At 67.1% G+C, this 13,967-nt stretch carries 15 protein-coding genes and 1 pseudogene; 7 read left to right on the top strand and 9 right to left on the bottom strand.

Translation table 11 applies throughout. The features are described 5' to 3' along the window. Positions 1 to 58: 58 nt before the first annotated feature. From motA to F9K34_RS03335, 6 genes are all read left to right on the top strand, one after another. Entirely contained in the window at positions 59 to 928 is an 870-nt protein-coding gene (gene motA, locus F9K34_RS03360) for a flagellar motor stator protein MotA (RefSeq protein WP_291335366.1), read from the top strand. Positions 929 to 1,107: 179 nt separating this feature from the next. After that, positions 1,108 to 3,570 (top strand): hypothetical protein, encoded by a 2,463-nt coding sequence (locus F9K34_RS03355; RefSeq protein WP_291335364.1) that lies wholly within the window; start codon positions 1,108 to 1,110, stop codon positions 3,568 to 3,570. A 91-nt stretch (positions 3,571 to 3,661) separates the two neighbouring features. After that, entirely contained in the window at positions 3,662 to 4,450 is a 789-nt protein-coding gene (locus F9K34_RS03350) for a transglycosylase SLT domain-containing protein (protein ID WP_291335362.1), read from the top strand. After that, positions 4,450 to 6,537 carry a flagellar biosynthesis protein FlhA gene (flhA, locus tag F9K34_RS03345; RefSeq protein ID WP_291335360.1) on the top strand — a complete coding sequence of 696 codons (2,088 nt, stop codon included), beginning with the start codon at positions 4,450 to 4,452 and terminating at the stop codon, positions 6,535 to 6,537. The genes F9K34_RS03350 and flhA overlap by 1 nt, the downstream gene beginning before the upstream one ends. Further along, positions 6,534 to 7,310 carry a flagellar biosynthetic protein FliR gene (locus F9K34_RS03340; RefSeq protein ID WP_291335358.1) on the top strand — a complete coding sequence of 259 codons (777 nt, stop codon included), beginning with the start codon at positions 6,534 to 6,536 and terminating at the stop codon, positions 7,308 to 7,310. The genes flhA and F9K34_RS03340 overlap by 4 nt, the downstream gene beginning before the upstream one ends. Further along, positions 7,307 to 8,392, top strand: a complete 1,086-nt coding sequence (locus F9K34_RS03335) for an EscU/YscU/HrcU family type III secretion system export apparatus switch protein (protein ID WP_291335357.1) — start codon at positions 7,307 to 7,309, stop codon at positions 8,390 to 8,392. The genes F9K34_RS03340 and F9K34_RS03335 overlap by 4 nt, the downstream gene beginning before the upstream one ends. A gap of 566 nt (positions 8,393 to 8,958) precedes the next feature. On the opposite strand, the gene F9K34_RS03330 is transcribed toward F9K34_RS03335, so the two are convergent. From F9K34_RS03330 to F9K34_RS03290, 9 genes are read right to left on the bottom strand one after another with little or no spacing between them, the layout of a single operon-like run. Beyond that, a complete protein-coding gene (locus tag F9K34_RS03330; protein ID WP_291335355.1) occupies positions 8,959 to 9,474 on the bottom strand; it encodes a flagellar basal body-associated FliL family protein in 516 nt (171 codons plus the stop codon). An 8-nt stretch (positions 9,475 to 9,482) separates the two neighbouring features. Continuing rightward, complete coding sequence (flgH, locus tag F9K34_RS03325; RefSeq protein ID WP_291335353.1) at positions 9,483 to 10,208, bottom strand: flagellar basal body L-ring protein FlgH; 726 nt, start codon at positions 10,206 to 10,208, stop codon at positions 9,483 to 9,485. Between the two features lie 14 nt (positions 10,209 to 10,222). Continuing rightward, positions 10,223 to 10,648 (bottom strand): flagellar basal body P-ring formation chaperone FlgA, encoded by a 426-nt coding sequence (gene flgA / locus F9K34_RS03320; RefSeq protein WP_291335351.1) that lies wholly within the window; start codon positions 10,646 to 10,648, stop codon positions 10,223 to 10,225. Further along, entirely contained in the window at positions 10,648 to 11,433 is a 786-nt protein-coding gene (gene flgG / locus F9K34_RS03315) for a flagellar basal-body rod protein FlgG (RefSeq protein WP_291335349.1), read from the bottom strand. Before flgG ends, flgA begins: the two co-directional genes overlap by 1 nt. A gap of 12 nt (positions 11,434 to 11,445) precedes the next feature. Then, a complete protein-coding gene (locus F9K34_RS03310; RefSeq protein ID WP_291335347.1) occupies positions 11,446 to 12,165 on the bottom strand; it encodes a flagellar hook-basal body complex protein in 720 nt (239 codons plus the stop codon). Positions 12,166 to 12,168: 3 nt separating this feature from the next. After that, positions 12,169 to 12,435, bottom strand: a complete 267-nt coding sequence (locus F9K34_RS03305; protein WP_291335417.1) for a flagellar biosynthetic protein FliQ — start codon at positions 12,433 to 12,435, stop codon at positions 12,169 to 12,171. A 2-nt stretch (positions 12,436 to 12,437) separates the two neighbouring features. Then, positions 12,438 to 12,728: a flagellar hook-basal body complex protein FliE gene (gene fliE, locus F9K34_RS03300; protein ID WP_291335346.1), complete on the bottom strand. Its 291-nt coding sequence runs from the start codon at positions 12,726 to 12,728 to the stop codon at positions 12,438 to 12,440. Between the two features lie 18 nt (positions 12,729 to 12,746). Next, positions 12,747 to 13,139: a flagellar basal body rod protein FlgC gene (gene flgC / locus F9K34_RS03295; protein ID WP_291335345.1), complete on the bottom strand. Its 393-nt coding sequence runs from the start codon at positions 13,137 to 13,139 to the stop codon at positions 12,747 to 12,749. Positions 13,140 to 13,151: 12 nt separating this feature from the next. Next, positions 13,152 to 13,541: a FlgB family protein gene (locus tag F9K34_RS03290; RefSeq protein ID WP_291335343.1), complete on the bottom strand. Its 390-nt coding sequence runs from the start codon at positions 13,539 to 13,541 to the stop codon at positions 13,152 to 13,154. A gap of 79 nt (positions 13,542 to 13,620) precedes the next feature. Here F9K34_RS03290 and fliI point away from each other — a divergent pair. Continuing rightward, positions 13,621 to 13,967 (top strand): annotated as a pseudogene (fliI, locus tag F9K34_RS03285) (flagellum-specific ATP synthase FliI); the annotation flags it as partial.

Raw genomic sequence — 13,967 nt, 5'->3', positions numbered from 1 at the left:
GCCTGCAAGGTTCGGCGCGATCCGGCGCCGATATGCCGGGCGAAACAAGGGACCGCAAATGGTCGGCATCATCGGCATCGCGATCATCTTCATCATGGTCTTCGGCGGCTACATGGCCGCTGGCGGCAAGATGGGCATCATCCTCAAGTCCCTGCCGTTCGAGATGATCATGATCGCGGGAGCCGCCGTGGGCGCCTTCGTGCTCTCCAATGACGGCGCCGCGATCAAGCACACGCTGAAGGACATCAAGAAGGTATTCAAGGGCCCGCAGTGGAAGCCGGACGACTACCGCGACCTTCTCTGCCTTCTCTTCGAGCTCATCCGGCTGGCCAGGCAGAATCCCGTCGCCGTCGAAGAACACATCGAATCCCCAGGCACGTCCGGAATCTTCGGCCGGTACCCCAGAATCCAGCAGGACCATGCGGCGGTGGAACTTATCTGCGACACCATGCGCTCGGCCTCGATGAACTACGACGACCCTCACCAAGTGGAGGAGGTCCTCGAAAGACAGCTCGAATCGAACCTCCACCACGCGATGCACTCGCCCCACGCCCTGCAGTCCGTTGCGGACGGTCTTCCGGCTCTTGGCATCGTCGCGGCGGTTCTGGGCGTCATCAAGACGATGGGATCGATCGACCAGCCGCCCGAAATTCTCGGCAAGATGATCGGTGGCGCCCTCGTCGGAACGTTCCTGGGCGTGTTCCTCGCCTACGGACTCGTCGGTCCGTTCGCGGCGAAACTCAAGACGGTGATCGAGGAGGACAGCCATTTCTACAAGCTGATCCGCGAGGTTCTTGTCGCCAATCTTCACAACCATGCCGCGAACATCTGCATCGAGGTCGGCCGCCAGAACACGCCGCACCACTTCCGGCCGACCTTCTCGGCGCTCGAGGAAGCCCTGAAAGCCGTCAAGTCGGAGGCGGCATGATGCCTTGGCAGGCTCCGCGACTCGGTCTTGCCGTCATCGCTGCCGTCGCGTTTGCGGCAGGTCCTCTTCGCGCGGAAACCGTGCGAATCCGCAGCGGCGACCATGAAGGCTTCACGCGCATCGTGGCCGACCGGGGCGGAGAAAACTGGTCGCTCGGTCGGACCGAGAAAGGATACGAGTTGCAGCTCGGCACCGGCGCCGACTTCGACCTCTCGGGGGCGTTCCGTCTGATCGGACGCAATCGCGTGGCCGAGCTATCTCCGGGCGAAGGGTCAGGTACGCTGCGCATCGACCTCGGCTGCGACTGCCATGCGACGGCATTCGTAACCCCGGCAGACGCCCTCGTCATCGACATCGCCGACGGGGCGCCATCGCCGGGCTCCCCATTCGAGGCGCCCGTGACGCGCGAGCCCACAGCACGTGAGCAACCCGCGCTGCCCGGCACAACTGATCACCCCGACGGCCGCCACCGCGCAGGTTCGATGTCCGGCGGTATGCCGAGAGGCGCCGCGGCGTATGCGGTTGCCGCAACCCCCGACTCGCGGCTCGAATTCCTCTGGCGAGGGATCCAGGTGCCGAGCGGGAACGCCGGTCGGACAATGCCCGACGCGGCACCGGAGCGGGGAAAGGGCATCGGCCTCGTAGCAAGCCCCTCGGCGACGGGTTCTCAAGTCTCGGATGACCCGCGGGAGCCGTCCCCAAGCAACGAGCCGGCCACCGACAGAGCTCTCGCTTCCGTTCCACCGCGTGGCGCTCCACCCTCACCGGGGTCGGACCGAGGCCCAGGCTCTGCTGCCGAGGCATCGGAACCCGTCAGGTCATTGACCCCGCATGACAAGGTGGACGCGGACCTTGCCGGCACGGACGCCGCCGCGCCGGACCTTTCCGCCGCCCGGCGGATGGAAGCCCAGGCGACGCTGCTTCACGAGCTGAGCCGCGCCGCGTCCCAGGGCCTTGTGGAGATCGAGGCGCCCGCCAACCGCAATCCGCCTCTCGCGACGCCGGACGCCGCTTCGACGTCGCGGCCCGCGGGCGAAATCCAGGACACGGTCCTCAAGCCGTTCGCTGTTCACGCGGAAACCAGCGTCGACCGCGACAGCCTTTCGGCCTCCAGGGACAAGCCTACCTCTGCGGCCGACGGATCCTGCCTGAGCGACGAGGATTTCGCCATCGACAGCTGGGGTGACGATCGGCCGTTCGCGGCCCAGATCGCCGAACGGCGCACCGGCCTCGTCGCCGAGTTCGACCGCCCGTCGCCGGAACAGGTGCTGAGCCTTGCCCGCCTCTATCTTTACTTCGGCTTCGGCGCGGAAGCCCGCGCGGTGCTTCGGTCCTTCGACGTCGTTCCTGAGGAAGGCGCAATTCTCACCGACATCGGGTTCATCCTCGACGGGACGCCGCCGGGCGAAAGGGCGGTCTTCTCCAACATGACCGACTGCGACTCCGCGGCGGCGCTCTGGGCCTTGATGGCATGGTCACAGGTGCGGCCGGCGGCAGATGTGGATACCGGCGCGGTTGTCCGGGCTTTTTCAGCCCTGCCACCGCATTTGCGCCGGGCTCTCGGTCCCGGCGTGTCCGAGCGGTTTGTCACGGTCGGGGCGGTTGACGCGGCGCGCTCCGTCCGCAACGCGATCGCCCGGGTACCGGAGCGGCCGGGGCACGCTCTCGACATGGTCGCGGCACAGGTCGACCTCGCGTCCGGGAACGCTGCGGCGGGCGAAAGTCGTCTGGAGGCGCTGGCGGGCACCAACGACCCCCTTTCGGCCGAGGCCCTGATCCTGGCAATCGAATCCCGCCTCGCACGGGGCGGAGCGGTGGAACCGGGGCTCGCTGACAGCGCAGAAGCGCTCGCCTTCGAATTGCAGAACGGGGCGAGTGGCCCGGTTCTGACGTCGCTCCACATCCTCGCGCGGGCCTCCGCCGGCGAATTCGACCGCGCCTTCGCCGGATGGGACGGCTGGCCGGCTGCAGCACCAGATGAACTGCGTGCCACCACCGCCGCACGTCTCTTCGGGATGCTCGCCGAAAATGCAGACGAACGGACCTTCCTGCTCCAGTACTTCCGCCAACGCCACCTGGTCGACTGGCCGGCAGCAGACCTGATGCTGCGGCTGGACCTTGCCGACCGACTTGCCGAGGCAGGGTTCACCGGGGAAGTGAAGCGCCTGCTGCGGGGAGAGGCCGGATACACTGATCGCGGACGCTCCCTGCTTGCCCGCGCCGCACTCGACGAATTCGACCCGGTCGGCGCCATAGACCTGGTCGCCGGTGTCACCGGGCCAGTTGCGGCAAAGGTGCGGGCCGAGGCCATGGCCATGTCGGGGGACCATTCCGGTGCCGCCGCGCAATTCCGCGCACTTGAGGACGATCCGCGCGCCGGGCAGGAGGCCTGGCGCGCCGGCAACCTGCCGCTTGTAGCCGCCATCGGGCCGGAGCCGGTTCGCGCCGCGCTCGAAGCGCTCGACCACGCCCCGCCGGCAGCACCTCAGGCGGAGACGACCCGGGGCACCTCCGCTCCCGGCCCCTTGGCAAGCGGCAGAAACCTGCTGGAGGACAGCCGAAGGACCCGCGACGCGATCTCCGCCCTCCTTTCCGGCAGTGCAGAGAGCGCCCAGGCCAGGGCCGCATCGACCGGCGGATGAATCGCCCGGCGTGCATCCACTCCCGGTTACCGAATCTAAACCACCCCTGCCTAACGTCGCGGCCAAGCAAGGAATGCGCCCGAGGGTCAGAATGACACGCCTGCCGCGCTACGGTATCGGGATCACCGCGCTCGCCCTCGGCCGCGCTGCGGTCACGACGCTTCTCCTCGTCGCGAGCACAACCTGCGTTCAAGCCAACGCGGATGCCTCCGCGGTCTGCGATAACGTCGCTTCCGAAGCGGCACGCCGCACTGGTGTGCCGCTGTCGGTGCTGAAGGCGATTTCGCTGACGGAGACGGGCCGCAAGCACGGCGGTGCCTTGCGTCCCTGGCCCTGGACCGTGAACATGGAAGGCGAGGGGCACTGGTTCGAGAGCGCGGACGAGGCACGCGCCTATGTCTATAGGGAGTACAAGCGCGGTGCCCGCAGCTTCGACGTCGGCTGCTTCCAGATCAATTACAGGTGGCATGGCGAGGCCTTCCGCTCGATCGAGGAGATGTTCGATCCGCTCGCCAACGCACTCTACGCCGCTCGCCTGCTGCAGGGGCTTCATGCCGAAAAGGGTGACTGGGGTCGTGCCGCCGGCGCATACCATTCGCGGACGCCCGAGTTCGCCAACCGCTACCAGGCCCGGTTCGAACGGCTCTACGCCGGGCTCGCCGAAGCCTCCGAACGCGACATTCCGGATATTCCGGATATCGTGGCGGTCGCCAACGGCGCCGGAGTGCTGTCGGCGGCCGCCCGTGTCAACCGCTATCCTCTCCTGCAGACGGGCGCGTCGACGGGGCTCGGCTCGCTCGTGCCGCTCGGCAACGCTGCTGCCCCGGCCGGTCTCTTCGCCGCACGCCCGGCCGCCGCCGACACGGAGCGGGTGGACTGATGCCGGGCTTCCGCTTCGCCAATCTGTTCCGCCCGACCGTGCTCCTCGCGCTCGCACTCATGGCGGTGATCGTCATGATGATCCTGCCGATGCCGCCCTTGGTGCTCGACATCGGCCTTGCCGCCTCCTTTGCGATCGCGATCCTGATCTTCACGATCACCCTCTTCATCGAGCGTCCGCTCGACTTCTCGGCCTTCCCGACGATCCTGCTCGCCTCGCTGATGCTGAGGCTCTCGCTGAACGTCTCGTCGACAAAGCTCATCATCGGAAAGGGACATACCGGAACGAACGCTGCCGGCGACGTGATCGAAGGCTTCGCCATGTTCATCATGTCGGGCTCGGTCCTCATCGGCCTCGTCGTCTTCGGCGTGCTCCTCATCGTCAACTTCATCGTCATCACCAAGGGTGCGGGCCGGATGGCCGAGGTCGGAGCCCGCTTCGCGCTTGACGGCATGCCTGGCAAGCAGCTTGCCATCGACAGCGACATGAACGCGGGCGCGATCGACCACGCGGAGGCCAAGGCCCGGCGCGAACGCGAACAGGCGGAAACGACCTTCTTCGGCTCGCTCGACGGCGCGTCGAAGTTCGTCAAGGGAGACGCCGTCGCGGGACTTCTGATCACGCTGCTGAACCTTGTCGTCGGGCTCGCGATCGGGGTCGCCGTGCATGGGATGCCCTTTGACCGGGCGCTCGAGACCTACGCGATCCTCACCGTCGGCGACGGACTGGTCAGCCAGATTCCCGCCGTGATCATCTCGATTGCCTCGGCCCTGCTGCTGTCCCGCGGCGGCGTGAAGGGCGCTGCCGACCGCGAGCTGTTCCGCCAGCTCGGGCGCTACCCCTCGGCGCTCCTGACGGTGGCCTTCCTGATGGCGCTCTTCGCGTTTGTGCCGGGCCTCCCTTTCTTTCCGTTCGTCACCGGCGCGCTCATCCTCGGGGCGGCGGGGGAGGCGATGCGGCGAAGCGCACAGAAGGGCGCGGCGGAGGCGGCCCGGGGTGCCGCTCCGAAACCGGACATGCAGCGGAAAAGGTCCATCGGCGACATCCTCGATCTTGACGAGATCCATGTGGAGTTCTCGTCCTCGCTCGTCGCCATGGTGCTCGATCCCGCGACGGGGCTCGACGCGCGGATCGTGAACATGCGCAACCATGTCGCCGCGGTCTATGGGCTCATCCTGCCCGAGATCCGGCTCACCGACGACGCCCTGCTGGAGCCGGGCGAATACCGCATCCGCATCCACGGGGTCGAGCAGGCCCGCGATCGGCTCGTGCCCGACCATGCACTGGCGCTTGTCGCCGGCGCCGAAGACCGAGTGCCCGATGGCCGCGACGTCCGCGAGCCGGTCTACGGCGCGCCCGCACGCTGGATCCCGGCCATCGCGCAGGAGGAGGCCGCGCTCGCCGGGGTCACAGTCGTGGGCGCGACGGAGGTTCTCGCGACCCATCTGCTTGAGGTGATCAAGCGCAACTTCGCGCGCCTTCTGTCGCTCAAGTCGCTGCGCCGTCTGCTCGACGAGTGCGTCAACCTCTCCGACCCGGCGCGCGCGCAGGCGAACAAACGGCTCCTCGACGAGTTGATCCCTGACAAGGTGCCCATCGATCTGCTTCTCTCGGCTCTACGTCTCCTCCTCGACGAGCGCGTGTCGATCCGCAACCTTCCCCTGATCCTGGAAGCCATCGCCGAGGCGCGCGGTGTCGGAAGCCCCGAGGCAGTTTGCGAACATGTCCGGCGCAGACTCGGATTCCAGCTCGTGGCGGAGGTCCGACGCGAGGACGGAAGCGTGCCGCTGGTCCAGCTCGCGCCCGAGTGGGAGGAAACGTTCTCCCTCCACCAGATCGACGGCGAGCGCGGTCTCACCGACATCGCGCTGCCGCCGGAGAAATTCAACCGGTTGGCCGCGAACCTGGCCGAGAAGATCTCGAAGGCCGGGGAGCGGGGAATACATCCCGCCGTCGTCACGTCCGCGCGACGGCGCCGGTTCCTCAAGACCGTGCTCGGCGCGCGCGGCATCTCGGCGCCCGTCCTTTCGTTTGACGAACTCGGCTTCGATGCCAAGCCCGCGATCATCGGCATGGTGGCGATGTGACCGCCACCCTTCAGGCTCTGCTCGATGTGTTCAACATAGCGGCGGTCACCGGCTTCGTCGTCTTCCTCAGGATCGCCGCGGCGATGGCGTTCCTGCCGGGCTTCGGCGAAGCCGTCGTTCCGGTGCGGGTGAAGCTCGCCGTCACCATCGCCTTCACCGCCGTCGTTGCCCCGGCCATGTCCCCCGCCGCCTCCCGCGTGGCCGAAAATCCGGCGGCACTTTTCGCGTGTCTTTGGACGGAGCCCATGATCGGCCTCGCGATCGGCCTCGTGCTTCGGCTGATGGTGATCGCGCTCGAGATCGCGGGGACAATCGCAGCACAGTCCACCTCGCTCTCGCAGCTCTTCGGCGCCGGGGGCGAGCCGATGACCTCCATGTCGCATCTGCTGGTAACGGCAGGCCTGGCGCTCGCAATGATGGCCGGGTTGCATACCAAGGCCGCGGCCCTGTTCCTGCTCTCCTACGAGGTGCTTCCGCCCGGGGCCTTGCCGGCGGCAGAAAGCGTGAGCGACTGGGGCCTTCGCCACATCGCGCACGCCTTCGCGTTCGGCTTCAGCCTCGCCGCTCCCTTCGTGCTCGCCTCGGCGATCTACAATGTCGCCCTCGGCGCCATCAATCGCGCGATGCCGCAGCTCATGGTCTCCTTTGTTGGCGCCCCGGCACTGACCGCGGGGGCGCTTGTCCTTCTCGTCATGGCCGCACCTGCGGGTCTGGCGCTCTGGCTCGGCGTCCTTGACGCGCTCCTCGCGGACCCTTTCGGAGTGCCCGGGTGAGCATCGACGACGACAGCGAGAAGGAACACGAGCCGACACAGAAACGGGTCGACGAGGCGCGAAAACGCGGCGAGGTCGTCCGCTCTGCCGAGATCGGGCTCGCCGCCGCCTATGGCGGGCTGCTCGTCGCCGCGCTTGCAACCGGCGCGCCAGCGCTGCGCGGTTTCGGTGACGCCGGGATGGCGCTGCTCGCCCGACCCGAGGGCGCCTCGGAACTCATCCTTCGCGGCGAGGGCATGGGCGCCGGCGGGGCGATCGCGGCGATGCTTCTCCCGGTGTTGCCGTTCTTCCTCTTCCCGGCGATCGCCGTTCTTGCCAGCCTTCTGGCGCAGCGGGCCATCGTGGCCGCGCCGGAGCGTCTCATGCCGCGGCTCGAACGGATCGACCCGATCGGCAATGCCCGCCGGAAGTTCGGGCGCGAGGGCGTCTTCGAGTTCGCCAAGAGCGCGGCCAAACTCTCACTTGTCTCCGCCATGCTCGGCTGGTTTCTTGCGCGGCACCTTCCCCGCACGCTCCTCGCCCAGAGCCTTGACGCCGGGCCGCTGGCTGCGGAACTCGGCCGCCTTGTCGTCGCGTTCCTGCTTCTCGTGCTCGCGATCAGCGCCGTGATCGGCGCCGTCGACTACCTCTGGCAATGGCAGGAGCATCTGCGGCGAAACCGGATGTCGCGACAGGAGTTGATGGAGGAGTTCAAGGAATCCGAGGGCGATCCCCACATCAAGGGCCAGCGCCGGCAGCGGGCCGAGGCCATCGCCACCAACCGCATGCTCGCAGATGTGCCCAGGGCCGACGTCGTCATAGTGAACCCCACGCACTTCGCCGTCGCACTCCGCTGGGATCGCGCGAGCCGTCGGGCCCCCGTCTGCGTCGCCAAGGGAGTGGACGAGGTCGCCGCGCGCATTCGCGCGGCCGCGGCGACGGCCGGCGTGCCGGTCCGGTCGGATCCGCCCACGGCGCGGGCAATCCACGCGACAGTGCGGATCGGGCAGGAGATCCTGCCGGACCACTATGCGCCCGTGGCCGCCGCGATCCGTTTTGCGGAGGCCATGCGTCGTCGCGCCGGCGCACGGCACGGCCGATGACCGATCCGCGACAAATGATCGTCCTCCAGCGTCTCGCTGCCCTCTGGAAGGAGCGCGATCTCTCCGTGCTCGCTGCAGCGGAGGCAAGGGTCCGGGCCGCCATGGCCGAGGTGAGGCAACTCGATGCCGCGCTCGCCGGGGCGCGCCGCACGGCGGCCGAAACCGCCGATCCGGCCACGCATCGCACCCTCGAAGGCTTCGCGCGATGGTCTCAGGAGCGTCGGACTTGCCTTTCCGAACGGCTTGACACGGCGCAGCGTGAGACAGCGACCGCCGGGGACCGCGCCCGAACGTCCTTCGGCCGCTGGGACGTCTTGGATCAGTTGGCAAGGGCGGTACGGACCCGTCCAGGGCCGGGCACATAAGCCGCGCCCATGCAGGATGGCGCCGGCGCCACGGCTGCGATGGGGTCAGCGCGACACGACGATTTCCTCAACCAGGCTGCACCCGGGGCAGCGGGCCCGGTTGACGCCGGGCGTGTAGCAGCCCGAGGATGCCTTTCGGAGCGATCGCGCGATGCCGGCAGGATGCCGATCAAGCTCGCGCCCTCGGCGCGGATGCGCGGCTCAGCTGTCCTGGCGAACGATGTCCACGATCAGGACGTCGACGACCGCGGCACCGAGCGATTTCCGCGCCACCTCGAGGAGCGCATTCCGGAGCATATCCATGTTGTTCGACTCCGTGAAGGCGCCGCCGAAACCGCCGGAGTTGGCGTGATCGAACAGCACCTGGAGAAACACGTCGCGGAGCTTCGGCTCACGGGCATAGACCTGCTCGGTTGCGCCGGCGGCGACCTCGAGCGTGATCGACAGGATCACGAGCGCGGCGACCTCGCCATTCTCGACAATCGGGACGACGAACTGGTTGTTGAGCTTGACGTATTCATGCGCGGGCACTGCCTCGGTGTCGGTCTCCGCCCCGTCGTCTGGCAGGACGCGTTCGTGCCCTGTTGTTTCGGTGCCGGGATTTCCGCATTTTTCGGCTGCCATGTTCTCCGCCGCCGGGGGACGCAGGAGATAGCCGGCGCCACCCCCCCCGACGAGCCCGGCAATCGCAAGGAGGACAGGCAGGAGCTTGCGCATGGGCCACCTCAGAAGGGCAGGAGAACGTCGGCGACCTGCTGTCCGTAGCGCGGCTGCTGGACATCGGTAATCTGCCCGCGGCCGCCGTAGGAAATGCGCGCGCCCGCGATCTTGTCATATGTGATCTCGTTCTGGCGCGAGATGTCGGCAGGCCGCACGAAACCCTGCACGATCAGCTCACGCACCTCGAAGTTGACCCTGACCTCCTGCGAGCCCTGGATCCTGAGGACACCGTTCGGCAGCGTCTCGACCACCGTGGCCGCCACGCGAAGGGTGAGCTTTTCCTTACGCGCCACGCTGCCGTTGCCCTTGTAGTCGGAGGAGGAACTGGTGCCGTAGGCGTCCGCGAGGCTCGCGCCGGCGGGCATGTTCCGGTCGATCCGCTGCGGAATGCCCAGCAGGTTGGGAATGCCCATGCTGTCGGAACCGGAGCGCGACCGCCCGGTGGTGTTCGAGATCTCGGCCTTGTCGTCGATCTCGATCACCACGGTCAGGATGTCCCCGCGCCGGCCCGCCCTCCGGTCTCCCAGAAGGGAACCGCGACCGCCGGTCCACAGCGACGCCTCGTCGCCAGCGTAGGCCTGCGGCTGCATGTCGGGCAATCCCGGTGTGGTCATCGCGTAGAATTCGCCCCCGGTCTCGACCGGCGTGAAGGCGGGTGCCTTGCCCACATCCTCAAGCCGCTGGCACGCGCAAAGCAGGGCTGCAAGTGCCAGCACCAGGCCGTATCTCATCCCGTAACTCCCTCTCATGGATTGGACGCGACGCGCACCGACCCGTCGTCGGCAACCACGCCGAGAACGATCGTGCGGGAGGCGACGTTCATCACCTTGACCCGATCGCCCGCACCGCCCCGGCCGAGCGCGCGGCCCTCGGCGGTGATGACAAGCGGCCCGGCCGAATACTTCAGGACCACGGCCTGGTTCCGGTCCACGATCGCCGGCGCTCCGAGATCGGACGTCCGGATCGGTCGGCCCTGATAGATCGTCACCCGCGTCTCACGCCCCAGAACCTCGGCAGTGTTGCTGGCCGTTCCCGGAATGCTTCCGGCGACCAAGGCGACATCGTCGGGGCCGAGGACGGTCTCTGCCCTCAGCGTACGCACCGCAACGAGCGTTTCCGCCCGCGCCGGGTCCACGAGCGTCAGAAGGAGCGGGATCGCGAGCCACCACATCATCGCACCTGAGTCGTGGCAGAGAGCATCTGGTCGGCCGCAGTGATAACCTTGGCATTCAGTTCGTAGCCGCGCTGCGCCTCGATCAGGTCGGTGATCTCGCGCACCGCATCTACGGAGCTGTCCTCGAGGAACCCCTGACGCAGAGTGCCGGCCCCGTTTTCCCCTGGAGCAGCGATCGTCGCGGGGCCAGAAGCCGAAGTCTCGAGGAAGAGGTTGGAGCCGATCGCCTCTAGCCCCTTTTCGTTCACGAAGCCGGCGAGGGTGAACTGGCCGAGGAGTTCCGGCTGGACCCGGTCGCTGAAGTAGGCATAAACTTCGCCCGCGGCGTTGACCGAGACCGTCCGCGCATCCGTGGGAATGGTGATCCCTGGCGCCACCTGATGACCGTCGGATGTCACGACAAGCCCGTCGGCGGACCGTTTCAGGGCCCCGTCCCGGGTATAGGCGGAAAGACCCGAGGGCAGCGTCACCTCGAGATAGCCGAGGCCCTCGATGGCCAGATCGAGGTCGCCCCCGGTCGCCGAAAGCGATCCCTGCGAGACGTTGATCGTCACTGCGGCAGGGCGAACGCCGAGGCCGAGTTGCACACCGGTCGGTACCACCGTGCCATTGCTGGCATTGATCGTGCCGGGGCGGGTGAACTGCTGGTAGTGCAGGTCGGCAAATTCGGCCCGTCGCGCGTTATAGCCCGTGGTCGACATGTTGGCGAGGTTGTTGGAGATCACCTCCACCTTCATCTGCTGGGCGCTCATGCCGGTCGCGGCAATCTGGAGGGCTCGCATGGGTAGTGCTCCTTAGCTTCTGCCGAGTGTCTGGATCACCGCCCGGATGCGCTGATCCTCGCTGTCGAGGAATCCCTGGCCCATCTCGTAGGCGTGCTGCACCTCGATCATCCGGGCGATTTCCGTCACTGAATTTACATTCGAGTTTTCCAGAAATCCCTGAAAAACTACTCCGCTCTCAATCGGTTCAATGCCTCCCCGGACCTCGAGCCGTGTGCCCCCGGAATGCAGCAGGCCCGTCGGATCAACGGGCTGGAAAAGCCCGATCTGTGCGACCGGCGCACCGTCCGCCGAAACCGTGCCGTCCGGCGCGACCGCGACGGTGCCGGCGTCAAGGGGCACGAAGACCGGCGCACCCCCGAGATCGAGAAGCCGGTGGCCGTCCGCGGTCACCAGCTCACCCTCTGCCGACGAGGTGAAGGCACCCGCCCGGGTCAGCCGGGGGCCCTCGGGCGTATCAATCTGGAAGAACCCCTCACCTTCGATGGCGAGGTCGAAGGTGCCCCCGGTCTTGACCAGAGTGCCTTGCGCTAGACTGACCAGGCGACCTTCCGCGGCGGCCATCGAAAGCGAAGGCTCCTCGCGCCCGAGGTCGGCCACGTGCTCGGCGAAGATCACACCCTCCTTGCGAAACCCGGTGGTGGACAGGTTGGCGATGTTGTTTGCCACCGCCCGCATCTCGGCCATGAGCCCCGACTGACGGTTGAGCGTCGTGTAGAGCGCGTTCTCCATGGCTCAGATTCCCGCGATCATCGGTACGATCCGGTCGTGAAAGAAGCTCACCAGCGCGGCCGACATGTAGGTCATCGAAACCCAGAAGACCGCTATCATCGCACCCACCTTTGGCACGAAGGTCAGCGTCATCTCCTGGACCGAGGTCAGCGCCTGCAGGAGGCCGATCGCCACGCCCATGACAAGCGCGACCAGAAGTAGCGGAGCCGATATCTGGACGGAGATCCACAGGCCCTGGCGCATGGTGTCGAAGAAGATCGCCTCTTCCATCGTCACACCGGCATCCTGAGGATTTCCTGGTAGGCTTCGACGACCTTGTCGCGGAGCGTCACGGCGGTCTCCACTGCCAGTTCGCTCGCGGCGAGCGCCTCGACCAGAGCATGGGGGTCGGCCCCCCCGGTCATCGCGGACCTTGCCGTCGCCTCGCCAGCCTTCAGGGTATCCGCAAGACCTCCCAGCGCCTGTGCAAAGCCACCCGCGGCGTCCGCCGTGTTCGACGACGGTTGCGTGGCCGACCGGGCTTGCGCGTAAGTCTGCGCGGCAAAAGAGGTTCTGATGTCCATTCTGGACCTCCTCTTGGGTTATCGGCGCAAGAGGTCGAGCAGGCTTGCCGACATCTGCCGGGCCTGATCGAACATCCTGAGGTTCGCCTCGTAGCTGCGCTGCGCTTCGCGCGCGTCAGCGATTTCGACCACCAGATCGACATTCGAGCCGTCGTAGTAGCCATTCTCGTCCGCGAGCGGATTGCCCGGATCGAGCACTTTCGCGAGTTCCGTCCGGTCGAGCTCAGGCTCGCCGGTCCGCACCTCTCCGGTCCTTCGGCCGTCTTGCATCACGGCCTCGAACCGTATGACCTTGCGGTGATAGCCCGGCGTGTCCGCGTTCGCGATATTCTCCGAGACGTGGCGCAGGCGCATGGCCTGTGCCTCCATGCCGCTCGCCGCGATCGAGAGGGAGGTTGTGAAGTCGCTCATCGTTCACCTCCCTCAGCGCCGTCCGAGGCTTGCCCGGAGAATGCCGAGCGACTTGCCATAGATCGCCAACGCAAGGTCGTGCTCGCGCTTCACGTCGGCGGCCTTCACCATCTCGGCCTCGAGCGACACGGAATTGCCGTTGGGTGACGGCGTCCCCGGCGCGTGCCGGTCCGAGGCGACAAACGCGACCGGCACCGCAGACTCCGCGATATGGCCCGCGCGCGTCGTCCGGAGCGGCACGGCGTCCGGGGCACGATAGATCTCGGCGAAATCGGGCAGATCCTGGGCGCGATAGCCGGGAGTATCGGCATTGGCGACGTTCTGCGAAATGATGAACTGCCGCGCCGCAGCGTGAGCCGCAAGCGACGAAGCGATCGTCAGCACCTCGGGTTTCTCGAACATCGGGGCTTCTCCTCCGAACTTTCAATCAAGCCTTAACCCCGATTCCTTTAGAAACGGTTGCGAACAAAAGGAGATCAGAATGGCGATCCTCGGGCTTGAGATGCTGAGGGCCGAGATCGGCGGTTGCAGGGCGATGCACCGGCTTGCACGTGTGACCGAGGTCGGTCGCGGTGTCCTGACCGTTTGCGGTATCGGCGACGACTGGCGGCTCGGGGACCGGGTGCGACTGGCCGACGGAATCCATGTCGGCGGAGAGATCGTGGCGCTGGGCAACGGCCGCGCCACGATCCTGACTGACGAGCCGGCAGACGGTATTCGCCTCGGCGACCGGATCGAGAACCTTGGCGCCGTCGGAATCGCTCCCGACGACAGCTGGATCGGCCTGCCGAAGGGATCGATGACGCGGCCGATCCAGCTGTCGTCGGG

It is taken from the genome of Albidovulum sp. (genome assembly GCF_008933605.1).
GTDB lineage: Bacteria > Pseudomonadota > Alphaproteobacteria > Rhodobacterales > Rhodobacteraceae > Albidovulum.
This window is presented reverse-complemented; position numbering and strand designations above follow the sequence as displayed.